At 57.3% G+C, this 23,905-nt stretch carries 22 protein-coding genes and 6 tRNA genes; 1 reads left to right on the top strand and 27 read right to left on the bottom strand.

Going from position 1 to position 23,905, the window contains the following annotated elements; all coding sequences use genetic code 11:
* Positions 1 to 2: 2 nt before the first annotated feature.
* The 4 genes from folB to nrdG form a co-directional block, all read right to left on the bottom strand.
* Complete coding sequence (folB, locus tag DWZ22_RS05035) at positions 3 to 488, bottom strand: dihydroneopterin aldolase (protein ID WP_055251396.1); 486 nt, start codon at positions 486 to 488, stop codon at positions 3 to 5.
* Between the two features lie 43 nt (positions 489 to 531).
* Entirely contained in the window at positions 532 to 1,113 is a 582-nt protein-coding gene (locus tag DWZ22_RS05030) for an HD domain-containing protein (RefSeq protein WP_199583454.1), read from the bottom strand.
* Between the two features lie 2 nt (positions 1,114 to 1,115).
* The gene (gene folE, locus DWZ22_RS05025; RefSeq protein ID WP_117735797.1) at positions 1,116 to 1,673 is read right to left on the bottom strand and encodes a GTP cyclohydrolase I FolE; all 558 of its coding nucleotides are present in this window, start codon (positions 1,671 to 1,673) and stop codon (positions 1,116 to 1,118) included.
* A gap of 66 nt (positions 1,674 to 1,739) precedes the next feature.
* Positions 1,740 to 2,321 (bottom strand): anaerobic ribonucleoside-triphosphate reductase activating protein, encoded by a 582-nt coding sequence (gene nrdG / locus DWZ22_RS05020; protein WP_117735798.1) that lies wholly within the window; start codon positions 2,319 to 2,321, stop codon positions 1,740 to 1,742.
* Positions 2,322 to 2,437: 116 nt separating this feature from the next.
* Here nrdG and DWZ22_RS10220 point away from each other — a divergent pair, with 116 nt between their 5' ends.
* A complete protein-coding gene (locus DWZ22_RS10220) occupies positions 2,438 to 2,611 on the top strand; it encodes a hypothetical protein (RefSeq protein ID WP_158555244.1) in 174 nt (57 codons plus the stop codon).
* Between the two features lie 136 nt (positions 2,612 to 2,747).
* On the opposite strand, the gene nrdD is transcribed toward DWZ22_RS10220, so the two are convergent.
* The 23 genes from nrdD to DWZ22_RS04905 form a co-directional block, all read right to left on the bottom strand.
* The gene (gene nrdD / locus DWZ22_RS05015; RefSeq protein WP_118405596.1) at positions 2,748 to 4,970 is read right to left on the bottom strand and encodes an anaerobic ribonucleoside-triphosphate reductase; all 2,223 of its coding nucleotides are present in this window, start codon (positions 4,968 to 4,970) and stop codon (positions 2,748 to 2,750) included.
* A 565-nt stretch (positions 4,971 to 5,535) separates the two neighbouring features.
* Positions 5,536 to 6,006 (bottom strand): hypothetical protein, encoded by a 471-nt coding sequence (locus tag DWZ22_RS05010; RefSeq protein WP_117763796.1) that lies wholly within the window; start codon positions 6,004 to 6,006, stop codon positions 5,536 to 5,538.
* A gap of 100 nt (positions 6,007 to 6,106) precedes the next feature.
* Positions 6,107 to 7,306: an MFS transporter gene (locus DWZ22_RS05005; protein WP_117743879.1), complete on the bottom strand. Its 1,200-nt coding sequence runs from the start codon at positions 7,304 to 7,306 to the stop codon at positions 6,107 to 6,109.
* A gap of 74 nt (positions 7,307 to 7,380) precedes the next feature.
* Positions 7,381 to 8,493 carry a butyrate kinase gene (gene buk / locus DWZ22_RS05000; protein WP_118405595.1) on the bottom strand — a complete coding sequence of 371 codons (1,113 nt, stop codon included), beginning with the start codon at positions 8,491 to 8,493 and terminating at the stop codon, positions 7,381 to 7,383.
* 3 nt (positions 8,494 to 8,496) lie between these two features.
* Positions 8,497 to 9,504 carry a phosphate acyltransferase gene (locus DWZ22_RS04995; RefSeq protein WP_118405594.1) on the bottom strand — a complete coding sequence of 336 codons (1,008 nt, stop codon included), beginning with the start codon at positions 9,502 to 9,504 and terminating at the stop codon, positions 8,497 to 8,499.
* A gap of 5 nt (positions 9,505 to 9,509) precedes the next feature.
* Positions 9,510 to 9,743, bottom strand: a complete 234-nt coding sequence (locus tag DWZ22_RS04990) for an acyl carrier protein (protein WP_055251381.1) — start codon at positions 9,741 to 9,743, stop codon at positions 9,510 to 9,512.
* A gap of 105 nt (positions 9,744 to 9,848) precedes the next feature.
* On the bottom strand, positions 9,849 to 10,271 hold the full coding sequence (locus DWZ22_RS04985) for a Zn-ribbon domain-containing OB-fold protein (protein WP_117583871.1): 423 nt from the start codon (positions 10,269 to 10,271) through the stop codon (positions 9,849 to 9,851).
* A gap of 38 nt (positions 10,272 to 10,309) precedes the next feature.
* Positions 10,310 to 11,596 (bottom strand): thiolase family protein, encoded by a 1,287-nt coding sequence (locus tag DWZ22_RS04980; protein ID WP_233502238.1) that lies wholly within the window; start codon positions 11,594 to 11,596, stop codon positions 10,310 to 10,312.
* A 321-nt stretch (positions 11,597 to 11,917) separates the two neighbouring features.
* On the bottom strand, positions 11,918 to 12,535 hold the full coding sequence (locus tag DWZ22_RS04975; protein ID WP_118405593.1) for a TetR/AcrR family transcriptional regulator C-terminal domain-containing protein: 618 nt from the start codon (positions 12,533 to 12,535) through the stop codon (positions 11,918 to 11,920).
* Positions 12,536 to 12,563: 28 nt separating this feature from the next.
* On the bottom strand, positions 12,564 to 13,052 hold the full coding sequence (locus DWZ22_RS04970; protein ID WP_158573296.1) for a 4'-phosphopantetheinyl transferase superfamily protein: 489 nt from the start codon (positions 13,050 to 13,052) through the stop codon (positions 12,564 to 12,566).
* A gap of 285 nt (positions 13,053 to 13,337) precedes the next feature.
* Positions 13,338 to 13,412, bottom strand: a tRNA-Val gene (locus DWZ22_RS04965).
* 3 nt (positions 13,413 to 13,415) lie between these two features.
* Positions 13,416 to 13,491 (bottom strand) — tRNA-Gly (locus DWZ22_RS04960).
* A gap of 144 nt (positions 13,492 to 13,635) precedes the next feature.
* Positions 13,636 to 13,711 (bottom strand) — tRNA-Gly (locus tag DWZ22_RS04955).
* Between the two features lie 42 nt (positions 13,712 to 13,753).
* A tRNA-Cys gene (locus DWZ22_RS04950) sits at positions 13,754 to 13,827 on the bottom strand.
* A 35-nt stretch (positions 13,828 to 13,862) separates the two neighbouring features.
* Positions 13,863 to 13,938, bottom strand: a tRNA-Gly gene (locus tag DWZ22_RS04945).
* A 105-nt stretch (positions 13,939 to 14,043) separates the two neighbouring features.
* Positions 14,044 to 14,790 carry an anti-sigma factor antagonist gene (locus DWZ22_RS04940; protein ID WP_117735335.1) on the bottom strand — a complete coding sequence of 249 codons (747 nt, stop codon included), beginning with the start codon at positions 14,788 to 14,790 and terminating at the stop codon, positions 14,044 to 14,046.
* A gap of 81 nt (positions 14,791 to 14,871) precedes the next feature.
* Positions 14,872 to 17,217: a GAF domain-containing SpoIIE family protein phosphatase gene (locus tag DWZ22_RS04935; protein WP_118405591.1), complete on the bottom strand. Its 2,346-nt coding sequence runs from the start codon at positions 17,215 to 17,217 to the stop codon at positions 14,872 to 14,874.
* A gap of 58 nt (positions 17,218 to 17,275) precedes the next feature.
* A tRNA-Leu gene (locus DWZ22_RS04930) sits at positions 17,276 to 17,365 on the bottom strand.
* A gap of 590 nt (positions 17,366 to 17,955) precedes the next feature.
* Positions 17,956 to 18,984 (bottom strand): ABC transporter ATP-binding protein, encoded by a 1,029-nt coding sequence (locus DWZ22_RS04925; protein WP_022094888.1) that lies wholly within the window; start codon positions 18,982 to 18,984, stop codon positions 17,956 to 17,958.
* Positions 18,984 to 20,075 (bottom strand): ABC transporter ATP-binding protein, encoded by a 1,092-nt coding sequence (locus tag DWZ22_RS04920; RefSeq protein ID WP_117564867.1) that lies wholly within the window; start codon positions 20,073 to 20,075, stop codon positions 18,984 to 18,986. Before DWZ22_RS04920 ends, DWZ22_RS04925 begins: the two co-directional genes overlap by 1 nt.
* 2 nt (positions 20,076 to 20,077) lie before the next feature.
* Positions 20,078 to 21,013 (bottom strand): ABC transporter permease, encoded by a 936-nt coding sequence (locus tag DWZ22_RS04915; protein ID WP_117735337.1) that lies wholly within the window; start codon positions 21,011 to 21,013, stop codon positions 20,078 to 20,080.
* Between the two features lie 14 nt (positions 21,014 to 21,027).
* Positions 21,028 to 22,065: an ABC transporter permease gene (locus DWZ22_RS04910; protein ID WP_117735338.1), complete on the bottom strand. Its 1,038-nt coding sequence runs from the start codon at positions 22,063 to 22,065 to the stop codon at positions 21,028 to 21,030.
* Positions 22,066 to 22,220: 155 nt separating this feature from the next.
* Positions 22,221 to 23,897, bottom strand: coding sequence for an ABC transporter substrate-binding protein (locus DWZ22_RS04905; protein WP_117735339.1), 1,677 nt, complete (start codon positions 23,895 to 23,897; stop codon positions 22,221 to 22,223).
* Positions 23,898 to 23,905 lie beyond the last annotated feature (8 nt).

The raw sequence follows: 23,905 nt of genomic DNA, 5'->3' as shown, positions 1-23,905 counted from the left end.
GACTAGCGCACGCGCTCGATCTCGACGCCGCAGCTTGCCAGGGGCAGGCCAACAGGAGCCCACGGCTTATCGAGCTTTATGCGCACACCAAGCAGCGAGGGATAACGGCGCAGCAGCATCTGGGCTGTCCCCTCGGCTGCCGCCTCGATGAGCTTAAACGTATGCTCGCGCAGATAGCCATCGACATCGTGGCACACCGAGCCGTAGTCAATCGAAGCGTCCAGGTTATCGTGCTCCCCCGCCGCGCGCAGGTCGGCATAGAGCACCAGAGAAACGATGAACTTCTGACCCAGCGCGTTCTCCTCGGGATACACGCCATGGTTGGCAAAAACCTCAAGGCCGTCAATGACAATGCGATCGGCATGGCGCAGATCGTCATAGCTCACGTGAGGCACCGCCGTTGCGGTGGATATTTCGCCCCTTCCACGGCGGGCGAGCTCGGCGCCTTCGGTCTTGGTTGCATTCTCGGGCAGTTTCTTGTTACTCAACGCGATCGTCTCCTTCGTTTAGAACCCCGACCGCGCAAACTAACTACACGCGAATCGACAGGTTCTTTTTATCATCGCTCCAGTTGCAAGCATTGCGCGCGGGGCATGCAAAGCAGGCGCGCGACGCTTTGTCGGCTGCATAGAGCAGACGCTCAAGCGGTTGGCTGTTCACGCGCAGCTTTCGATGGCCCAGAATGGCCGTCTTAATGGCTGCGGCATCGGCCGGCTCAAACGCCACGTCATCGGGCATGCCGCCGAGAATCGCATCAGCGACGCGTTCGCTTGCAACATCATGGGATATACCCGATTCATACTGTTCATCTTTGCCGATATCGTGAAGAAGTGCCGTGGCGTAGATGACCTCGCGGTCAAATTCGAGCTGTTCCTCGAGATTCTTGATCCACATAATGCGAGCGACATCGAGCAGATGGTCAATACCGTGGCGGCAGAAGATGCGCCCCGATTCCAACTGTGCAATGTTGCCCAGGTGCCGCCGGAACAGCCCGTTGGCACAAATGTAATCAATGCGAGGCATGGCACCAAAGGGGGTCAGGCCCGAAGCCATAAAGCCGCGACGCGACGTCCCCTCATCGGTCTTCGATGTAAAGTCGTTGACGACTCTCATGGTTAGCGGCCCAACATCCTAAAGAAACGCTCCTCGAGCGCGGGATCGGTCTCAAAGACGCCGCGGCGAGCGAGCGTCACGGTCTTGGTGCCGGGCTTTTGCACGCCACGCATCGTCATGCACATATGCTCGGCCTCCATCAACACAATCGCTCCCTGGGGAGCGAGATAGTCCATGAGGGCATCGGCAACCTGTGCACACAGTTGCTCCTGCAGCTGCAGACGGCGGGCATAAACCTCAACCGTGCGGGCGAGCTTGGAAAGCCCAGCCACCCGACCGTTAGGGATATAACCAATGGCGGCCTTGCCATAAAACGGTAGCAGATGATGTTCACACAGCGAATAGAACGTGATGTCGCGCTCGATAACCAAATCGTTCGAAGCGACGGCAAAGGTTTTGGACAGGTGCTCCTCGGCACTCTGGCCCATGCCGCCGGCGATCTCACCATACATACGGGCAACGCGCGCCGGGGTCTCCAACAGGCCCTCACGAGTTGGGTCCTCGCCTATGCCCTCAAGCAACAGCTTAATGGCGGCCTCGACTTTTTCCTGATCGACCATCTGGGCCTCACTTTTCCGATTTCACGTTCGCGCTATGGTACCACGCCCTCCGGCATCGACCACAAGCTACATAGTATGGGTCGAATAGACCGGATCATCACGCCAAAGTTCAACCGCATCACAAAGCGCAACGCCCTCGCGCTCAGCACGGGCGCGCGTAGCGTTCATATCGATCACGCGCTGGTTGCTCGAGCCCCTAAAGCGCAATGAGATATCATACAGATCCTGAACAAACGGGCCATCCACCAACATATCGAGGCAGGCAAGGATACGGTCCGTGACCTCGGTATGGTGGCGGCCTCCCGGCATAAGCTCCTCGAGCACATCGCCGGTGAAGCACCAAATAGTCTTCCCCGACCCCGCTGGATAGGCCGCGCGAACACGCTCGACAAAATCAACGAGTCCCGCCTGATTCTCGGGCTCCATAGGCTCGCCGCCCAGAATCGTCAGGCCGTCAATAAAGGGATGATCGAGGCTCTCGATAATCTTGTCCTCGACGGCACGATCAAACGGCTCGCCCGCGGCAAAGTCCCACGCGACGGAGTTAAAGCAATTCTTGCAGCCACGACGGCACCCGCTCACAAACAGAGAAGTGCGGACGCCTTCTCCATCAGCAATGTCGAAATACTTAATGTTCGCGTAGTTCATAGGTAACTCTCCCGGGAGGCCGGGACATATCATCCCGTCCTCAAACATTCTCGGCCTTCGGCCTGCGAAACTGCGGGCGGGACGATATGTCCCGGCCTCATGCAAAGGGTAACTCAATGAACGAAGCGAACATCGAGTATAGGGTTCGAGGTCTAATAAAAACTGGGTTGCGGCTCAACCGCCATCGCAAGCAAAGCGTTGTTGCAAGTCAACTCATTTCCGCTAAGAACTTCGAGGAGCGAGCAGGCTGCGTGCTGCATCTCAGCTACATCAACTTGGCCGCCCCGTAGCGAGGCCCCGGACCTTTGCTCGATATGAGTTCCGCACGAACAGGAGGCGCCAGTGGCGCCTCCGTCGTGAGCCAGGACTGTCCGAAATAGCGAGCAAAGGTCCGGGGCCTCGCTACGGGGCGGCCTGGGATGGTTATTAGAGATGCAGCACGCGGTCGCGGATCTCCTCGGTTCGACCCTGGTTCCAGAACTGGGTACCGATGTAGCCGCACGTACGACGAGCGACGTTCATCTTCTCCTGGTCGCGGTTGCCGCAGCTGGGGCACTCCCACACCAGCTTGCCGTCATCCTCGACAATCTTGATCTCGCCATCGTAGCCGCACACCTGGCAGTAATCGCTCTTAGTGTTGAGCTCGGCGTACATGATGTTGTCGTAGATGTACTGCATCACGCGAATGACAGCCTTGAGGTTGTCCTGCATGTTGGGAACCTCAACGTAGGAGATAGCACCGCCCGGCGAAAGCTGCTGGAACATGCCTTCAAACTTAAGTTTGTCGAAGGCATCGATCTCCTCGGACACATGGACGTGATAGCTGTTAGTAATGTAGCCCTTGTCCGTCACGCCCGGGATAATGCCAAAACGACGCTGCAGGCACTTGGCGAACTTGTAGGTCGTCGACTCCAACGGCGTACCGTACAGCGAGAAATCGATATCACTTTCGGCCTTCCACTCCGCGCACTTGTCGTTCATGCGCTGCATGACGGCCATGGCGAACGGCGTGCCCTCCTTCTCGGTGTGGCTGTGACCCGTCATGTACTTGACGCACTCATACAGGCCGGCATAGCCCAGGCTGATGGTGGAATAGCCGCCCACGAGCAGCTTGTCGATCGTCTCGCCCTTCTTCAGACGCGCCAGGGCGCCGTACTGCCAAAGAATCGGCGCGGCATCCGAAAGCGTGCCCATCAGGCGCTCATGACGGCACAGCAGGGCACGATGGCACAGCTCAAGGCGCTCGTCGAAGATCTTCCAGAACTTATCCATGTCCTGATGCGAGCTCAGCGCGACATCGGGCAGGTTGATGGTCACAACACCCTGGTTAAAGCGACCGTAGTACTTAGGCTTGGTCGGGTCATAGTTCAGCGCGTTGGCGACATTGTTAAAGCCGTTGCCCGAACGGTCGGGCGTCAGGAAACTGCGGCAACCCATGCAGGTGTAGCAATCGCCGTTGCCGGCAGTCTCGCCCTTAGACAGCTTGAGCTCGCGCATCTTCTTCTCGGAGATGTAGTCGGGCACCATGCGCTTGGCGGTGCACTTGGCGGCGAGCTTGGTCAGATAGAAGTACGGCGAATCCTCGCGAATGTTATCGTCCTCGAGCACGTAGATAAGCTTGGGGAACGCCGGAGTGATCCACACGCCGGCCTCGTTCTTAACGCCCTCATAGCGCTGACGGAGCGTCTCCTCCACGATCATGGCAAGGTCGTGCTTCTCCTGCGCCGAGCGAGCCTCGTTGAGATACATGAAGACCGTCACGAACGGCGCCTGGCCATTCGTGGTCATAAGGGTCACGACCTGATACTGAATCGTCTGGACGCCGCGACGGATCTCGTCACGCAGGCGGTCCTCAACGACCTCGCGGACCTTTTCGGGAGATGCGGAAACGCCGAGCTCCTCGAGCTCGCGGGCGACCTCGCCGCGAATCTTTTGACGGCTCACCTCGACGAACGGGGCGAGATGGGTCAGCGAAATAGACTGGCCGCCGTACTGGGAGGAAGCAACCTGGGCGATGATCTGCGTCGCGATGTTGCAGGCGGTCGAGAAGCTGTGCGGCTTCTCGATCAGCGTGCCCGAGATAACAGTGCCGTTCTGGAGCATGTCCTCCAGGTTCACCAGATCGCAGTTGTGCATGTGCTGGGCAAAATAATCCGAATCGTGGAAATGGATCAGGCCCTCATTATGAGCATCCACGATCTCCTGGGGCAGCAGCACACGCTGAGTCAGGTCCTTGGAGATCTCGCCGGCCATGTAGTCACGCTGAACGGAATTGACGGTCGGGTTCTTGTTGGAGTTCTCCTGCTTGACCTCTTCGTTGTTGCACTCGATCAGCGACAGGATCTTGTCATCGGTCGTGTTCTTCTGGCGCTTCAGGCTCTGAACATAGCGATAGATGATGTAGTGGCGGGCAACCTCGTAGCAGTCGAGACGCATGATCTCGTCCTCGACCAAATCCTGGATCTCCTCGACCGACACGGTGTGGCCCGCGTTCTCGCATGCCTCGGCGACGTTTTGTGCCGCATAAACCACCTGGCGGTCGGTAAGACGAGAGCTCTCCTCGACCTCCAAGTTTGCGGCGCGGATGGCATTGACGATCTTTTCGATGTCAAAGACGACCTCGGTGCCGCTGCGCTTGATGATCTTCATCCTCTTGCCTCTTTCGCGTCGTAGTCTCATTGCGCTTCAGAGCCAAACGATGCCCGGCAGGGCGTGCCCCTGTCTTGCGGCGCCGTCGCGCAATCTGTGTTCTCGATAAACCATATGCCTCCATGCGGACATGCCCAGGAGCCGATCAAGCGGCTCAGGGACACGTTCAAAAGAGGCAGTTAAGGTCTTCGTTCTCTGTCCGCCATCTATCATACGACAAAGACGCATCTATATCCTGTATTCTTTTTTTAGATCAAACACAACATATAGTGTTTTAGCAGGTCAAAGCAATTGGTCATTTTGCAGACACATAAATTATGAGGGGCTCTTGGCAAGTCGGTAAAACGTTACCAACACGGCTACCTGCATGGCAGTTATAAAACCCCCTTAGTCAAGCCGCCGACAAATCCTACCAAAACCAAGCCGCTCACGCCAAAAGAATCCAAAAGATTATGCTTGACCAACATGTTGCGGTCGAATGCCGGCGGACGGAGTGACAGGACTGCAAACGCTCGGAAGACTGCAGCCCCGGCACCCCGTCCGCCGGCATTCGATAGACGAGGAACTATTTCTTCTCTTCGCGAGCTGCCATGCGGCCGAGAGCCGCTGTAAAGGGATCGAGCAGCACGCCGGCGATAACCACAAAAGCCCACCCCTTTGTGACAAGACCTGCCCAACGCGCGAAGAACGTACGGCCTTCAATCGTTCCGAATCCTCCCCGGAAGGCAATCTCGCCAAAACCGATTACCATAAAAAGGAGCGTGGCACCGATGACCGTACCGGCGATCTTGTGTGACGCACTCCCCCGCTCAAAACCAAAAAAGTCCAGGCACATACCAACCGTTTTGCCAAACAGCGGGAGTGCGCTCAGAACCTCGGCGATCACCGTGGCCACGATGAGTTGTCCCCAAAAGCCCGTGGGGCTCGTCAGATCCAAGCCGGGCGCCCCTTCAATGATGGGGAGAAACGCGCAGAGCAATAGCGGGTTAAAGAAGCCGTTGAGAATACCGGTAACGCGGTTGACAGGTAACTTCATAGCCGTAAGCCTTTCAAAGTCATTGATAGAAAGAAGGCCGCCGGCATATGTCGGCGGCCCCGATAAAACATGATGTGCGGCAAAGCAACTACTCGAACGGCTACTCCGCCTCGCCGCCGGCCGCCATCTTCTCGGCCTCGGCAAGCTGGGCCGGGGTGAGTTTGCGATACTTGATGGCGCCAAAGACGACACAAGCCGCACAGACGATCATGCCGGCGATGAACTTCTGGTCAATCGTCGCACCAAACGGCGACGTCACGGCCTCAAACACAATGGGAGACAGTGCCATGCCAAAGTTGATGCCGGCCATGCCAATGGCAAGGTTAAACGCACGTCCCTCGGGGGCAGAGTTGCCGGCGGCAAAATTGCCCTCCAGCGGCACGTAGGTCTCCTTGCCTAGCGCAACGACAAAGCCCGCAACGCACAGCACCATAAAGGCGGGCGCAACCAGCGTCAGGCCCAGGCCAACGAGCGTCACGCCCCACGCAATCGGCATAGCCAGGTTCTTAAACTTGGCAAACAGCGGACCGACCAAAAGACCAGCCGCAATACCGGCAACGGTCATAACGGTAGAGGCAAGACCGGCCTCCACGGTACCGCCAAAGCCGCGACCCACAACAAGCAGCGAAACGTTGGAGCTGAAGAGCTGGAACGTGAGTACGAACACAAAGCTCATGAGCGTGATAATCGCGACCTCTTTAGGCATATTGGCAAACACATTGACCTTGCGCTTGGGCTCAAGATGACCCTCGGGAAGACAAACAGCCTCAATCACGATGAAAATGATCATGATGAAGTACGCCGCATAGCTATGAAACCATTCGGCGGAACCCAAAATACCGGACACCATGGTCCAGATAATGCCGCCAAGAGCAACAAAGGTGGAGTAGATGCCCATGACAAACGAACGCTGCTTTCCGCCAAAGTAATCCGCGATAAGAGCGTCCGTTGAATTCTGCACGGCACCGAGACCAAGGCCCATGACAGCAGAAGCCGCTAAGACTTGGCCGAGCGAGTCGTGGAACACCAGCACCGAGACGCCTGCCAGCATCACGATAACGTGACCGACGAGCGTCGTCTTCTTCTTGGACACGCGCGAAGCGAGCTGGGAAGACACGAGCATGGCGGACAGCGCCATCATCAACGGGATGATGCCGATAATCATCTGAACGGCAGCGATGTTCTCGTTGGGAAACGCCGCCGCGACAGAGGCCACGATGGGGACGGGCACCAACATGCCCATAATGCACATGGCGGCAGCATAAATGCCCACCAGGTACTTGATCTTGCTTTTATCCATGATCCATCCTTACACTTAAAGAAAAGGGTCGGAGCGGCCAGGCATCACCAGCGGCCGCCCCAAACACAGCACTATTAGTCGTTGAATCCGGCGAACACGGGTTCTCCGCTGTACACGAGCGCTTCCTCGACACCATCGAGCACGCGGCAAGCGCCAGACGCCATCGCCTCGAGCTCAAACTCGCCGGGATAAGCCGACACGGGGGCGATCCAAGAGCAGCATTCCTCAATCGAGGCAACGAGCTCCTTGCTGTGGACCATGCCACCTCCGAGCAAGATGCCGTCGACGTCGCCCTTCAGCACACAGGCCATCTCGCCAATCCACTTGCAGATTTGGTAAACCATTGCATCCCAGGCGCGAGCTGCAGCCTTATCGCCCGCAGCGGCACGCTCGCACACCTCGATGGCATCGGAGGTACCCAAAAGATCGACAAAACCGCCGGTCTTCATGCAATGGGCACGGGCGACATCAAGGCCGTGTTCCGCGGTGTACTTTGCGACCTCGATCGCGGGAACCGATCCGCAGCGCGTCGGTGCCATGGGGCCCTCGCCGCCGACGATGTCGTTGCCGTCCACCATCTTGCCCTTAAGATGAGCCGAGATAGAGATGCCGCCGCCGATATGGCAAACGATGAAGTTGCACTCATCATAGGGGCAACCGAGCTTTGCCGCATGGCGGATGGCGGTCTCTTTGAGATTAAGGGCGTGCAGATGCACGTTTCGATACACGCCCTTAATGCCCGTCATACGTGCGAGGTCGCACAGCTCGTCAGTATCGGGAGGATTCACCACAAAGGCGGGCTTGCCACATTTCACGGCAAATTCGTAGGCAATCTGGGGTCCCAGCTGCGCCGGGTGTTGAATGCCATTTGCGCCAACGCGAGCATGCTCGAGCATGACCTCATTGATGGCATACGTACCACCGGGCAGCGAAAGCAAGCCACCGCCGCGACCGACAAAAGCATCAAAGACCTCGAGCTTTAGGCCCGCCTCCTCCAGTGCCCCGAGAATCAGATCGCAGCGATACGGCATCTGAGCCGAAACCCCGTCGAATTGGGCAAGGTCCTTCGCATCGTGCGCAACGTTCTTACTGAGCTTGCACTCATCGCCCTCAAAAACGCCCACCTTCGTGGAAGTGGAACCCGGGTTGATTACCAGGATGCGCCAGGGAGTCTTTTTATCGGACATACCTTAAGCCTCCTTAAGCGCCTGAGCGCGCACGCAGCTCATCACCACGTTGCCGACGATCTCATCGACGGGCGCAGAGCGCGAGCAATCGCACACGATCTTCTTGAAGCCCTGAAGCATGGGACCGTAAGCATTGGCGCCGGTCAGATTCTGGATGATCTTGACGCCGATATTGCCCACGTTGATATCGGGCCAGATGACCACGTTGGCTTGGCCCGCAACAGCGGACTCACGATGCACCTTCTTGGCCGCAACCTTGGGGTTAATTGCCGAATCAAACTGGAACTCGCCGTCGATGGCAAGATCGGGACGGCGATCGTTGGCAATCTCGCGAGCACGGCGCACTTTGTCGACAAGTTCATTGTCCATCGAACCGTCAGTCGAATGCGAAAGCAACGCGCAACGGATATCCCATCCGGTCAGAGAGCGCACCGTCTCGCTCGACGAAATCGCGATCGAGGCAAGCTCCTCGCTCGTGGGGTCAACGCAAACGGCAGAATCGCCAAAAGCCAAAAGGCCACCTTCGCCGCCGTTCCAGTTGGGAATGTCGGCGATACCGCACGAGCTCACAGTGTCCACCCCGTCAGCAAGACCGACGATGGCCTGACCCGCCAGGATGATATCGCCCGTAGCGTTATCGATACCGGCGAACATAACGTCGGCATCGCCGAGCACCTGCAAAATCAGGGCGCGTTCAAGCGGACGCGTCATACGGCGCGCAGCGCCCTTGGGCTTAAACTTGCAATCCGGATGAGAAAGGTAGCGCTCGCAACAAGCGGCGTTCGCCTCCTCGTCGGTCACATCGACAATCTCGATGCCGTCAAGGGAGATACCACGCTCGTCGGCAAGCTCCTTGAGCTTACCGCCGTCGCCAACCAGCACGCATTCGGCAAGATGCTCGGCGGCGATCTTTGCGACCGCCTGCATCATGGTCTCGTTTTCGCCCTCGGGAAAAGCAACGCGCATAGGCTTGGCGGCAGCCTGCTCGCGCAGGGTCTGCATCAGGTCCATGGCAGTTACTCCATCTCTTCGGCAGTGCGCTCGATAAGCTCGCCGATGGTCTTCATGACCATGACCTCGCGAACGGGAACCTCGGCATCGAGCTCGTTCTCGATCATGGACGTCAGGGCGATCATCTTCATCGAGCCCTTGCCCAGGGTCTCGAACGTCGTCTCGGGGGTCACATCGCCGTCATAGTTGTAGGCGGACTTGGCAAAATCGCAGATCTGCTGAGTGAGTTCTTCGTTCATGGCAAAGCCTTTCTAAGATAAAAAAGAGGGGCGACCACGGCGGGCTGGAGACATGGGTCCCGCCGTGGCCTAAGAGAGGAATCGAATTGTTACAAGGGTGAAAACTTAGTCGTCAAGCTCGAACGTAAGCTCCTTGTAGCCCGGACGGTCGATGACCTTGGCATGGACGCCAACGGTCTCGCCCGCCATGAGTTTGGCGCGAATCTCGGGGGCCTTCTTCTTGGTAATGCCGTAGATGACGTAGGTGTACTGAGAACCCTCGTCGATATCAACGGCGCCGTAGGCGTACTTGCCATACTCCTTAAGGTAGGGCTTGTCGTTCTGCGGACCAGGCAAGGTAAAATCGATCAGATGGCCGTGACCGGAAACCTGGACCCAATCGGTCTTGTGATAGCCGCAGGCATTGCAGGCAAGGTGGGGCGGAAACTCGACGGCTCCGCACTCGGGGCATTGGCGCGCCCAATAGATGCCCTCTTCAAGACCCGTGTAGAACTTCTTGACCACGGGCTCCATATCTTTGAGTTGCATGAGAATACTCCTTATGGGAAATCGAAAACCGCGGTCGCTTAGGCGACGGTACGAAGAATCTGGCAGCGCACGTTCTGAGAACCGCCAAAACCGCGCAGGAACGCCGTCTCGGGAACCTTCTTCATCTGGGTAGCACCGGCGACGCCACGCATCTGCTTGACGGCCTCAACGATATCGGCGATGCCGGATGCACCATGGGCGTGACCGAAGTTGCAACGACCACCGTGCGGGTTGATGGGCTTATCGCCGTCAAAAGCGGTGCGACCATCGATCGCGTACTTCCAAGCCTCGCCGCGCGGAATATAGCCGCACTCCTCAGCCGAGACGATCTCGGAAGCAAGGAAGAAGTCATTGCACATAAACAGGTCGATCTCGTCGGGGCTCACGCCGGTAAGGTCGTAGACCTGCTTGGCGGCAAGCTCGGTAGCCCAGTGCTCGTTGTGAAGCAGGCCGGCCTCGACCGCAGAAGCGCCCGTACCCAAAACCTCAATAGGCGCATACGGCACGCCCATGGCCTTGGCCTTCTCCGTGGGCATCACGACAACAGCTGCGGCACCGTCGCATTTCTTCTCAAAGCCGGTAACACGCAGGTACTGCGTAACGCGCGGGTTATACATGCTCTTGAGATACTCGTCGGCGGTATCGAACCCGGCTGCCTTCGCGTCCTCCTCGACCGTAGTCTCGTACCAGGCAAGGGGATTCAGGACGGCACCGCGGCGAAGGCTCTTGGTAAGGCCGTTCAGGGCGTCATCAATCTGATCGGCGGTAAGGTCGTACTGCATCGAATACTCGTTGATCCAGTTGTCGAACGACACGCCAAAGGCGCCGTCGAGCGGGCGACCATACGCGCGGTCATAGATCTTATCGAGCGAGGGAATCATGACGTCGAGCGTAAAGTCCTGACGAATATGGGAGGGCATATGCTCGACGGGAAGAGTCGAAGCCAAATCGCAGGCACCCGTAAGGACAACGTCGTAAGCACCGGAAGCAACCGCCATCACGGCCTGCTCAAGGGCGACGTAACCCGTGCAGCAAGCCTCGGAATGATGGACGGAGCCCTTGGCACGAACGCCAAACCAATCGGCAACCTGCATGTTGGGGGTAATGCAATCGCCAACGAGATACGGATTGGCGCTGCCGTGATAGAAAAAGTCGATATCGCGGGGCTCAAGACCGGCATCGGCAATTGCCTCGAGGGCCGCATAGCCAAACGCCTCGCCCTCTCCAATACCCTGGGTCTCGGGATGCTCCTCAAAATCCTTGAACGGGGTGCAGCCCACGCCTACAATCGAGACGCTGCGCATGTTCTTTCCGAGCGTAACCACTGAATATCACATCCTAATCATGTGAAGGTGTACGGAGTGATGGCGCAGTCCGGCCGCGAGCGAAGGTGAGAGAGCGCTCGCGGCTTTTCTGTGCCGTCACACGTTGAACTACTGCAGTGGTTCTTTTGAACGTAGCTTTAGTTTATGAGGGGTTAAACGGGACACGTGAGACAAAAAGCCCCGATGTGTCCCATCATATGGGACGCATCGGGGCTAAGCGTTCCAAATAGCAGATAAACGGACTCGTATTATTTGAGCTAATGATCAGAGATATCTAAAACTCGCCCTGAATACAACCGTTTATCCCCAAATATCGACCGCTCACGCGACTGGCCTTTCAAAATCGGGAATACGTGGGTGTTGATGACGCGATGCATCGTCGACAAAGAGCGGTGCGTAGAACATGCGATTGAGGGCGGCGGCAACGGTGCGCGCCTCAAGGTCGGGCCGGGCCTCGAGCCAATACTGAATGAGGTTATGGTGGCCCGCAAGCGCAAATGCTAGATACAGGTCGAGGTCCGTTTCATCGGAAAATGTCGAGCGAAGCCGATTGCGAAAATAGTCATGCATAAAGATCGTTGCCTTGTGAGCAAACACGGGGTCGCCGTTATCGCTGTTAAGCGCCAAAACTTTCGAGCGATTAGCCTTGAGGATCTCCATGCGCTTGATCATCGTGGGCGTAGGGTCCAGCTGCGCATCGCCAAAGCGAGCCTCCAGCGCAACATCATTGATGTCCTGCATATTCTGGAGCAGCTCATCTTCAAAACGTTTAACCACATCATCGACAGAGCGATAACAGCGATAGAACGTCGATTTGGATGTATGGGCAAGGCGAAGTACCTCGGCCACCTTAATCGACTGCACCGGAGTTGTCGCCATAAGTTCAAAGACGGCATCCTCGATCCGTGAAGCAATATCGTTTTGAGCGTTCAGTGACATGGCGGCCTTCCCTATTGGCGATTGGCTCCTATGCTACCCGAAAGGCATGCTCCTTGACGACGATACGAGGCTTAGAGCGTGCCGCACAAGAGATGACGCAGCGACCGTATGTCACCGACGAAGTATTCCATCCGCCGGGCATGCCATCTTTGCGAGGGTCAATCGAAAACCCGACGCCTTCAGCCTTGAGGATGGCCTCGATGCGCGTCCACGTCTGACTCATGCGAAGATTGCGTTCTTGCAAATTGGGAGCAGCGTTAATCCACGCGCGCTCGTCATCGTTCACCATACGCCCAACCGCAACGGGAGCAATCTCATCGATCGCCTCGATATCCACGCCAATAGGTCCTCCAACCGACCGAGCAACATCGGAAACAGCGAGGACGGCCACGCTTCCGCCATGTGAAATGGAAATAGAGGGTGCCTCCCCATCCGCAAGCTCGATCTTGCCGAAAGCAGAACGCGCAAGCTGGGCGTCGTCGAAGACACCCAGGGCGTCGCGAAGCAGCAGACCCACGCCTGCAGCTTCCCTCCGAGACGCAATTGGGAGATCACCGTTGGAAGCACGTAAGGCATAGCGTCCCGCGATTAATGCCATATCAACGGTCTCGCCGAGATCGATCGCAGAAACATCAACGAGATGTACGGTTATATTCAAAATGGTCAACCCCCACTCGATTGAGATGACAAGGCTAAACAGACGCTCAGAACCGCTCTTTCATGAATCGAGGTACCTTTTGCCGGCGATTTGGCGACCAAAACAAAACAGCCCAGAGGACATAGCCTCTGAGCTGCGAACATTTGGTGGGCGTTAGAAGATTTGAACTTCTGACCTCTTCCGTGTCAGGGAAGCGATCTCCCCCTGAGCTAAACGCCCAAATGGAGCGGACAACGGGGTTCGAACCCGCGACCCCAACCTTGGCAAGGTTGTGCTCTACCAACTGAGCCATGTCCGCCTGCAAGGATTTAATATACGGGATGATCCACCCAAATGCAAGAACTATTTTCGAATAATTTGAAAAAAGTTCGAGGCCAAGCAACGGGTACGAAACAACGGGTACGAAAAAACCCGGCTACCGTGGTAGTCGGGCTGTTGCGCTTGGAGCGGACAACGGGGCTCGAACCCGCGACCCCAACCTTGGCAAGGTTGTGCTCTACCAACTGAGCCATGTCCGCATATGTAAAACAAAACGGGCGCCGGAGCGCCCGGATGTTGCCTGGAGGCGAAGCCCGGATTCGAACCGGGGGTAAAGGCTTTGCAGGCCTCTGCCTTACCACTTGGCCACTTCGCCGAAAAAGGACCGCTTGAGACGGTCCGGAAATGCAATGGAGCGGACAACGGGGCTCGAACCCGCGACCCCAACCTTGGCAAGGTTGTGCTCTACCAACTGAGCCATGTCCGCTTGCGGGTTATTAATTTACGCGAGTTGCCCAAAAGACGCAAGTACTTTTTTCAAAAAAGTTGTCCGCCACATGCTCTTGGCAGATAAACATGTCAAAACGATTTACTAGGCGCACGATTCCAACGTTCCGCTAAACAGCTTGACCATCCGAACGCGCGTACCGGCACCATCCGTACGACGGGCAACCTCCACGTTGTCGACCAACATGCGCATGAGCTTGATTCCACGCCCGCGTTCCTCAGTCGTAACCGGCTCACTCGACCCGTCGATCGAATAGCCCGCCCCACGGTCGACGACCTCAATCACGACGCGATCACCATAGGCCTGAACCGTCAGGATGCATCCGATACCGTCCGCATGGTCATACGCGTTGCCCAGCGCCTCGCCCGATGCCAATGCGACGTCATAGCGCTCGTCACGACGCAGCGGAAGCGATTCAAGCAGCTCGGCAATACGGTGTCGGTAGTACGGAAGATTCTCGATGCCCTGGCGCACCTCGACGCTCTTGCTCCAGCGCGGCAACTCCCCCACCGGAATGGCAGGAATTGACTCGCGCGGCGGCCCTGCAACATGGAGGATGTCGACAAGTCGGGCAATCTCCAAAAAGCGAACGACCTCATCGGACGCATTAACAAGCGAAAGCAAGCCCTCGCGCCTCATGAGCTCCCTGGCACGCGTGAGCAAAAACGCCAAGCCCGTCGAATCGATGAAGCTCACAGTCTGGCAATTGATGACAACACGACGCACGCCCCGGCCGATCAAATTATCCAACCGTCGGCGCAACGCGGTCACCGAGGCGATGTCGATATCGCCCGGTGGCGTCAAAACCGCTATGTCATTCCACTCATTCATACGACCATGGTTCCCCAAAAGAGTTCGCTCGATGCATACGTATCTGTAACTGCGAAGATTTTGCCCGTCAAGCGTCGCGGTCTACGATCGACCTCGTAAAAATTCAAGGGAAACCAGCGCGATATCATCGTCCAGCGCCGACTCGGTAAAGCGGTCAAGCTCGCCCAAGACCTTACCGCAGATTCCCGATACGCCCTCACCCGAGACAGAGAGCAGAAGGTCGCGAAGGCGCTGCTCGCCAAAGAAAGCACCCGAGCGATCGCGTGCTTCAATCGTTCCGTCGGTATACATAAAGAGCATGTCACCAGGAGCGAACGTAAAGGCGCCCGTCTCGTACACCATGCTTTCAAAGGCACCGATTACGCCCGATTGACACCCAAGGAGCTCCACCTCTCCCCCTCGGGCTTCCGTGCCGCCAAGCGGCGTCGACGACGGTCTGATGACCATGGTGGGAGGATGTCCCGCCGAGCAATAGGTAGCTCGGCCCGCTTTAAGATCGATCTTGGCGATAAACGCCGTCACAAACGTCTCGACCCTCGAAAAGCCCATGAGCATACTATTGAGCGAGCGGGCCATGCGTGCAGGCCCCGCGCCCTCCCAGGCATAAGCCGTCAACGCTGTCTTAACGAGCGCCGACATCGACGCCGCCTCGATTCCCTTGCCGGACACATCACCCAAAATCATAACGGCGCAATCGTCGGGAAGACGAACAAGCGTATAGAAGTCGCCGCCGACCAACGCCGAATTCGTTGCCGATAGGTATACCGAATCGGTTGCGATACCCGGAACGTCACTAAGCGAATTTCTCATGCCAATCTGAAGCGTCTGAGCGATATGGCGCTCTTCGCGCTTTTGAGACTCGCCCTCATAGATCAACTCAAAGTCGTGCGCCAAATGCACCATGTAGTCGTATTCAAGATCGTCGATTGGCTCCTGGCTACCATCGCGGAGCAGCAAGGCGCGCGTCGTCGGCCCCTTGGCGACATCAGCAGGAACAATCGCATCGCTGCTTCGCTTGCCATCCGCCTCCGAGCGATAGCGCCCCGCCTCGATACCAGAGTCGACATATAGTCCCTGGCACGGCAGGCCGTGAGCCCTCAGCCATGTACCCATAGGCGTGGATTCGTCCACACGCGTTAGACGCACGTGCTTGAGGTCGTCAGCGCTCGTCCCGCCCAGCACCGATGTCTCGAACCCATCAGAAGTTGCCCCCAGGCGCGCCGCTGGCGTCGTGACAGAAAAGAAGAGCGACTCCGGATCGCCCGGCAACGCCACACGACTGCCGCCCTCAAAATCGATGACATAGGATTCGAGGCCCGCATCATACTCCACGGGGCAGAAATGACAATTGAGCACGGCGCAGATTTCCGACGACACGGCACGCGAGGCGGCAACAGGATCATCAAGATAGGCAAACAACTCATCACGCAGCACATTGAGCGAGCGGCCGAGCTCTGCCGTACGACGCGAACGCAGGCTCGATGCCATGCCGACCAGCTGAATGGACAGGTAATCGCAAATGACTTCGAGCACGTTGACGTCATAGGCAAGCGGCGCCTGCGGACGTTTCCAACCGACCTCCAATACGCCAAGAACCTGAGTGCCGTAAAACACGGGAAGGCAGATCTCGCTACGATATGGGGGCATATCTTGCACGCGTAGCAGGTGCTTAGAACGATTGTCCAAGTCCATGAACATACCCGAGGCGACTCGATCGCCCTCCAGGTCCTGTTGAATCGACAAGCGGCACGCACGCGACTCGCGAAGCACATACGTCGGGATGCCTGCGCCATACGGCATAAACTCGGGCAGGTAGCTGTCATGCAGCTCCTTAGAAACGCCGCGAAGCTTAAACCCGCCGCTCTCAGAAAAATAAATAGCAGCACCCGATGCATCGAGCGTCCCCACGAGCTGATTCAAAACGGTATCCAGCAAACTAGGTAGTTCATCGGAGCCCACCGTGCTCATAATGACCGACAACGTGCCCGAGAGGCGCTTATTCGCCACCCTGAGCTCCGATAGCGCACGCTTGAGCTGACGATCGTGCGAATACTGTTCTTCGATGCTATGGAGCGCCACCAGGACGCGCGGCGCGCGGCGGCCAAAGATGCGAGGCGGTGTAACCGAGCCGGCACGAACGAGGACGGGAATAAAGGAACCGTCGCTTAGCTTGAGCATCAACTCGCTCTCGGTTCCATTGATCTCAAACGGAAGACGGTGCTCTGTCGCGCGCTCAAATGCCGAAGAGTACAAGAGATCCTTAACGTCGCCATTGATCACATCGGGACGCTCTTCACACATCAGGTCGAGCAATCGATTATTCACATGCAAAATGGTTCCGTCGAGCTCGCAGATGATGACCGCATCGCTCGTGATCTCGACCAACTGGGCAACGTCTGCCCACTCGTTGCGCTCAAGCGTTTCCATCGTGAACCTCACCGTCTATCGGTAACAAAAAAGCCTCCGAAGAGGCTCCTAAATGCGATGGTGTCGGAGGCGGGACTTGAACCCGCATGACCAAAAAGCGGTCACTAGCACCTCAAGCTAGCGCGTCTGCCAATTCCGCCACTCCGACATGCTATGTTGTTGATTCGCGGTTCGTTTTGTTAGACCCGCGCGTTCAACGAGAAAGATAATAACCTATGTTTCGAGAGCTGCGCAAGCACTTTTTTCAAAAAAGTTTACGAATTTGTAATTGCACAGGTAGATTCGTATGTCCGGTCCCGAATCGGTGTTGCCTCCCGGCGCGTCCTCGGGCATGAGCGATATTTTGCTTTGCACTTCGTGCTGCAAAATATCGCTCCCCCTGCGGAATGCGCCGGGAGGCAACACCGATTCGGGACCTACAGCCACATTCTCCAAGCACAATTCCCAAACATGTTCTGAGGCTGATAAAAAGATAGTGGCTCGGCAAAGCCGAGCCCTTATAAAAAGAGGCCGGAGCCAAAGCTCCGGCCTCACTCAATTTCCCATTAGATTAAGTGAGCGATCAAGGAATCGCCCTCCCCTCAGCCGAGTTAACGCAGGGTCCTTGCTGGGGTTACTTTTCAGAACACTCCGCAGGACGCAAGAAGCCCTCGCCGCACGAAGTGCGCAGCGAGAGCTTCTTGCATGTCCGAGGACGTTCTGAAAAGTAACCCCAGCAAGGACCCGGCCGTTTACCGACTACAGGTCGATGTGCGATTCCTTGATCGGGAACGGCTCGGCGAAGTGGCACGCGCAGCAGTGACCCGGGGCAACTTCCTTAAACTCAGGAAGCTTCTCGGAGCAGATGCCCTGCGCGATCGGGCAGCGCGTGTGGAAACGGCATCCGGTCGGCGGATCCAGCGGCGACGGCGGATCGCCAGCGAGAATGATGCGCTTGCGGGTCTTCTGGATATCCGGATCGGGCACCGGCACAGCAGACAGCAGCGACTGCGTGTACGGGTGGTGCGGCTCACTGTAGAGCGTCTTCCAGTCCGAAACCTCGACCATCTTGCCCAGATACATAACGGCAACGCGATCAGAAATGTGCTGCACGACAGAAAGGTCGTGAGCAATGAAGAGATAAGCCGTACCGAACTTGTCCTGGAGCTCCTTAAGAAGGTTCAGAACCTGGGCCTGAATGGATACGTCAAGTGCAGAGACGGGCTCGTCGCAGATGATCAGCTTGGGCTTCAGAGCGAACGCGCGGGCGATGCCGACACGCTGGCGCTGGCCGCCCGAGAACTCGTGCGGATAGCGGTTGATGTGCTCGGGGTTCAGACCGACGACGTCCAGCAGCTCGCGGACGCGCTCGATACGCTCTTCCTTGGTACCCACGCCATGAATGGTCATGGGCTCAGAAACAATCTCGCCGATGGTCATGCGAGGGTTGAGCGAAGCATAGGGGTCCTGGAAGATGAACTGCATCTCGCGACGCATATCCTTGATCTCGTGCTTGCTCATCTCGGCAACGTCTTTGCCCTGGAAGAACACTTTGCCTGCCGTCGGCTTGGTCAGGCGCATGATGGTGCGGCCCGTGGTGGACTTACCGCAGCCAGACTCGCCGACCAGGCCAAAGGTCTCGCCCGGATAAATCTCGAACGAAATGTCATTCACAGCAGAGACGACACGCTTGGAGAAGCGCTTGGCGAACATGCCGGACTCAGCGGGGAACTCCTTAGAGAGGTGCTCGACCTTAAGCAGCGGAGTACGCTCGTTGGTATCTGCCATTACGCCTCGCCTCCCTTCTTGGAATCCTTGCGGGTACGGGACGTCTCAGGAGCGTTCTTGAGGAACTCGGGGTCACCGGAGTAGTGGCACGCAGAGTAATGACCAGACTCGGTAACAACGCGCTCGGGGCGCTGCTTGCGGCACTTGTCCGTCGCATAGGGGCAACGAGGCGAGAACACGCAACCCTCGGGCAGGTTCATGAGCGAGGGCGGGTTGCCGTGAATCGGCGTAAGCGGCTTCTTCTCATCGATAGCCTGCTCCGGGATGGAGCGGATAAGACCCCAGGTGTAGGGATGGCGGCTCTCGTAGAAGATTTCCTCAGCAGTACCGAACTCGACGGGACGACCGGCGTACATAACCATGATCTTATCGGCCATATCGGCGACAACACCCAGGTCATGGGTAATCATGATAATGGCGTTGCCGTTCTTCTCCTGCATCTCCTGCATGAGCTCGATAATCTGAGCCTGAATGGTAACGTCCAGAGCAGTCGTGGGCTCGTCGGCAATCAGAATATCGGGATCGCAGGCAAGAGCCATAGCGATCATGACACGCTGACGCATGCCGCCGGAGAACTGGTGCGGATACTCGTTGACGCGCTTCTCGGGCTCGGGGATACCAACGAGGTCCAAAAGCTCGGTGGCGCGCTTGAGCGCCTCCTGCTTGGAGTAGCCACGGTGCAGACGAAGGCCCTCGCCCACCTGCTTACCGATCTTATAGACCGGGTTAAGGGAGGTCATAGGATCCTGGAAGATCATCGCGATATCGTTACCGCGAATGTGTTGCATCTCTTCCTCGGTCATCTCGAGGATGGAACGACCGCGATAGCGAACGTCACCGCCCTCAATCTTTCCCGGAGGCATCGAGATAAGGCCCATGATGGTCATGGCGGTCACGGACTTACCAGAGCCGGACTCACCGACGACACCCAGGGTCTCACCGCGATCGAGCGTGTAGGACACACCATCGACGGCGCGAACGACGCCATCCTCGGTGTGGAAATACATCTTAAGGTCATCGACCTCGAGCAGATGCTGGCCCTCGGGAACCGGCTGGTCCTTCAGGTCCACATAGTTCTTGTTCTTCTTCATCCTTATGCGTCCTTCATCTTGACGTCGAGGGCGTCGCGCAGACCGTCACCAAGCAGAGTGAAGGCGAGCACCGTCGAGAGAATTGCCAGACCGGGCATGATCATCATCCAGGGAGCAGTCAGAAGATACTGCTGACCGTCCTGAATCATGGAGCCCCACGAAGGCGTAGGCGGGATAACGCCCATGCCAAGGAAGGACAGAGCGGACTCGGTCAGAATAGCGCCACCAATGTTCATGGTCGCATAGACCACGATAGAAGCAACGGAGTTCGGGAAGATATGGCGCATAACGATACGGGCATCGGATGCACCCATAGCGCGAGCGGCGTCAACATAGTCGTTCTCTTTGACCGTCAGGATCGCGGATCGGAAGACGCGCGCAATCGAAGGCCAGCCGAGAATACCGATGGCGATAAAGACGTTCTGAAGACCACGGCCGATAACGGCGATCATGGCGACAACGAATAGGACGTACGGGAACGCCAGGAAAATGTCCGCGCAGCGCATGATGATCGTATCCCAGATGCCACCATAGAAACCGGCGAGGGCGCCCATGACCAGACCGATCACCGTGGAGATGGCGGTGGCCATAATACCGACGGAAAGCGAAACGCGTGCACCGTAGATAACACGGACGAGAATGTCACGACCAAGGGAGTCGGTGCCAAACGGGTGCTCGGCACACGGAGCCAACAGCGAAGTCTCGGCCATGGTAGTCGAGTCGGAGGCCGTCGGCGAACCGAGCCAGGGCTTAGCCCACAAATCGGCGGTCAGGGCAACCACAACAACGATGATGATCCAGCAGACACCGATAACGGCGAGCTTGTTCTTACGAAGACGCTTGAAAGCGTCGCCCCACAGCGTGCGGGACTTGGCGGGAGCAGATGCGGCCTTGGTGGCGGTAGCCTGCCCCTGAGACTGAGAATCAGTTTCCTGCATGAGACGTACCTCTCTTAAGCCTTATCCGACGGACCGCCAAGGCGGATGCGCGGGTCGAGGAATGCATAGCTAATGTCGACGAGCAGGTTGATCACCATAACGACGACAACGATGAGCGTAACGCCGCCCATAACGATGGGCCAGTCGCGCATGCTGATGGCGCGGTAGACCTCATAGCCAATACCGGGCCAGTTAAAGACCGTCTCGGTCAGGATGGCGCCCGAAAGCATGGCGCCGAAGTCGACACCAATATAGGTAACGACGGGGATGAGTGCATTCTTAAGCGCATGCTTGATGATGATCGCACGATTGGAGAGACCCTTGGCCTTTGCTGTGCGAATGTAATCCTGGTTCATGACGTCGAGCAGCTGCGAGCGCATGATGCGGGCAGCATAGGCGGTCGAAACCGAAGCCAGCGTAATGGTCGGAAGCACATAGTGCATCCAATCCTGATACTGAGAGCTGGAACCACCAGCACCCGAGATCGGCATGGAGAACGCGCCGCCGGTGGCATCCTTGAGGATGACACCAAAGAACAGCTGCAACAACATGCCGAGCCAGAAGGCAGGAACGGCAACGAGGATCGACGTGGTCAGCGTTACCAAAATATCCCAGAAGGAGTAACGCTTTACTGCCGAAATGATACCCGCACCGATACCCATGATTGCCTCGAGCACGATGGCGCACGCGGCAAGTTTGACCGTATACGGATACTTCTGGGCAAAGATTTCCGTAACCGGCAGCTTGCGCTGATACGAATTGCCCAGATCGCCATGAAGCAGGCCGTTCATGTAATACAAGTAACGGTCCACGAGCGACGTTTGAACGGGGTCGCCGTTCTCGTCAAGAATCGCGTTGCCATCCTCGTCCGACTGGACCAGGTGATAGCGAACGCGAAGCTGAAGCTCCACCTCGGGGGACAGAGCCTTGTCTCCACCGATCAGCTTGATCGGATCTCCCGGCACGATATTCTGGAGGGCGAACAGAATCAGCGTGACGCCCAAAAACACCGGGATGAACTGAAGCACACGTTTAACGATGTACTTACCCATACCACTCCCCTATCTAGGGATTAACCTAAATGGGATGCCGATCGCCAGACCGGCATCCCAAAATTACCATCAGCCAGTTTACCCCAGGTTAGGGGGAACTGTATGTTTCCCATGAGGTCTACGTAAATACTTGACCCTCACGGAAGCTGCAACTCTTAGGCGAGCTCAGCGGTACCCAGATCGGCGTGCTTCTGCGGATCAACATAGAGGTGCTTGATGCGATCGGAGCCGGCGATGGTGTGCGTGTAGAACATCACCGGGATGACCGGGCAGTCGGCAGCGACCATAGCGTCGGCCTCCTGCATCTTGGCGATACGCTCATCGTCGTCAACCGTGGTACGAGCCTCGTCAACCTTAGCGTCGAACTCGGGATTGCTGTAACCGGAACGGTTGTCGCCGCCGAGGGAGTCGGAGTGGAACAACGGGTACAGGAAGTTGTCCATAATCGGGTAGTCGGCGATCCAGCCCAGACGACCAAACTGATAGTTGAAGTTCTGATACTGCTCGAGCAGGGCAGACCACTCAGGGGTATCGGAAGTAGCGGTAACGCCCACCTTGGCGAGGTCACCGATGATGGACTCCATGATCTCCTTGTGTCCACCGTCCTGGTTGTAGGACAGGGTCACGTTGATGCCGCGGTCGCCGTTGGCGCCGGCAGGAGCAACCTTGTCGAGGTACTCGTTGGCCTTATCAACGTTGTACTCGCAGAACTCCCATGCGCCCTCCTTGTAGCCGGCGATTCCCGGAGGAACGATGCCGTCAGCGGGGGTACGGGTGCCCTTGAAGATGGTCTTGCAGATGGCCTCACGGTTGATGGCCAGGGAGATGCCCCTACGCAGGTCAGCGTTGTTGAACGGCTCGGCCGTGTTGTTGCAGGTCAGGTAGTACGTGGAAGGCTCGGCGCCGAGCAGCATGCGCTCGCCGTCACCCATGGTGTAGCCGTCCTTGGACACGCCGCGATCCTTCTTGGCGGCGTCGATCTGAGCAACGGGAACGTCGCAGACATCGAGGTTACCGGCCTGGAACTCCTTGTAAGCGGTCTCCATGTCCTTGATGACCTGGAAGTGGATGCCATCGATCTTGGCCTTGTCGCCATAGTAATCGTCGAACTTCTTGAGGTTGATCTCCTGACCATCCTCCCACTTGCCGTCCATCATGAACGGGCCGTTACCGATCGGGGCAAGGTAGAAGCTCTTGACATCGGACTCGGCGCACTCGGGAACCGGGGCCAGAGCCGGGTGAGATGCGACGAAGGGGAAGTCGGCGTAAGCGGAAGACAGCTTGACGACGAGGGTCTCATCGTCGGGGCAAGTAACACCGCTGAGCTCAGTAGCGTTACCGGCAAGCAGATCGTCATAGCCCTCGACCATGGAAAGGTGATAGGAGACCTCGGAAGGACCATACTCGGTAGCGATGGCCGACTTGGTGTTGACCAGACGCTCCCAACCGAGCTTGAAGGACTTGGAGGTAACGTCGTCACCGTTGTGGAACTTGGCCTTCTTGATCTTGAAGGTGAACTCGGTGGCGTCATCGTTGGCCTCGAAGGACTCGCAAGCCAGCGGGACAATCTCGCCCTTCTCGTTGTCGTAGGTGGTCAGAGCGTCGAACAGCTGGTAGTTGACCTGAGTGCCCTGATCCTCCTGGACGTTGTAGGGGTCGATGCAAACCGGGTTGTTAATGTAGAAGTTCAGCGTCGAACCGGACTCAGAACCGGAAGCGTCGCCGCCCTTCTTGCCGCATGCGGCAAGAAAAGCCATAGAGCTCGCAGCGAGGGTGCCGCCAACAAAGGCGCGACGACCCATAACGGGCTGGTGGAACATAGAATCAGCCATGCCATCCT

Source organism: Collinsella sp. AF31-11, from assembly GCF_003475605.1.
In the GTDB taxonomy this organism is placed as follows: Bacteria; Actinomycetota; Coriobacteriia; order Coriobacteriales; family Coriobacteriaceae; genus Collinsella.
This window is presented reverse-complemented; position numbering and strand designations above follow the sequence as displayed.

Coding starts and splice junctions, on each gene's coding strand:
- DWZ22_RS05030 (WP_199583454.1), bottom strand. CDS start 1,113: ATGAGAGTCGTCAACGACTTTACATCGAAGACCGATGAGGGGACGTCG.
- folE (WP_117735797.1), bottom strand. CDS start 1,673: ATGGTCGATCAGGAAAAAGTCGAGGCCGCCATTAAGCTGTTGCTTGAG.
- nrdG (WP_117735798.1), bottom strand. CDS start 2,321: ATGAACTACGCGAACATTAAGTATTTCGACATTGCTGATGGAGAAGGC.
- DWZ22_RS10220 (WP_158555244.1), top strand. CDS start 2,438: ATGAACGAAGCGAACATCGAGTATAGGGTTCGAGGTCTAATAAAAACT.
- nrdD (WP_118405596.1), bottom strand. CDS start 4,970: ATGAAGATCATCAAGCGCAGCGGCACCGAGGTCGTCTTTGACATCGAA.
- DWZ22_RS05010 (WP_117763796.1), bottom strand. CDS start 6,006: ATGAAGTTACCTGTCAACCGCGTTACCGGTATTCTCAACGGCTTCTTT.
- DWZ22_RS05005 (WP_117743879.1), bottom strand. CDS start 7,306: ATGGATAAAAGCAAGATCAAGTACCTGGTGGGCATTTATGCTGCCGCC.
- buk (WP_118405595.1), bottom strand. CDS start 8,493: ATGTCCGATAAAAAGACTCCCTGGCGCATCCTGGTAATCAACCCGGGT.
- DWZ22_RS04995 (WP_118405594.1), bottom strand. CDS start 9,504: ATGGACCTGATGCAGACCCTGCGCGAGCAGGCTGCCGCCAAGCCTATG.
- DWZ22_RS04990 (WP_055251381.1), bottom strand. CDS start 9,743: ATGAACGAAGAACTCACTCAGCAGATCTGCGATTTTGCCAAGTCCGCC.
- DWZ22_RS04985 (WP_117583871.1), bottom strand. CDS start 10,271: ATGCAACTCAAAGATATGGAGCCCGTGGTCAAGAAGTTCTACACGGGT.
- DWZ22_RS04975 (WP_118405593.1), bottom strand. CDS start 12,535: ATGTCACTGAACGCTCAAAACGATATTGCTTCACGGATCGAGGATGCC.
- DWZ22_RS04940 (WP_117735335.1), bottom strand. CDS start 14,790: ATGAATGAGTGGAATGACATAGCGGTTTTGACGCCACCGGGCGATATC.
- DWZ22_RS04935 (WP_118405591.1), bottom strand. CDS start 17,217: ATGGAAACGCTTGAGCGCAACGAGTGGGCAGACGTTGCCCAGTTGGTC.
- DWZ22_RS04925 (WP_022094888.1), bottom strand. CDS start 18,984: ATGGCAGATACCAACGAGCGTACTCCGCTGCTTAAGGTCGAGCACCTC.
- DWZ22_RS04920 (WP_117564867.1), bottom strand. CDS start 20,075: ATGAAGAAGAACAAGAACTATGTGGACCTGAAGGACCAGCCGGTTCCC.
- DWZ22_RS04915 (WP_117735337.1), bottom strand. CDS start 21,013: ATGCAGGAAACTGATTCTCAGTCTCAGGGGCAGGCTACCGCCACCAAG.
- DWZ22_RS04910 (WP_117735338.1), bottom strand. CDS start 22,065: ATGGGTAAGTACATCGTTAAACGTGTGCTTCAGTTCATCCCGGTGTTT.
- DWZ22_RS04905 (WP_117735339.1), bottom strand. CDS start 23,897: ATGGCTGATTCTATGTTCCACCAGCCCGTTATGGGTCGTCGCGCCTTT.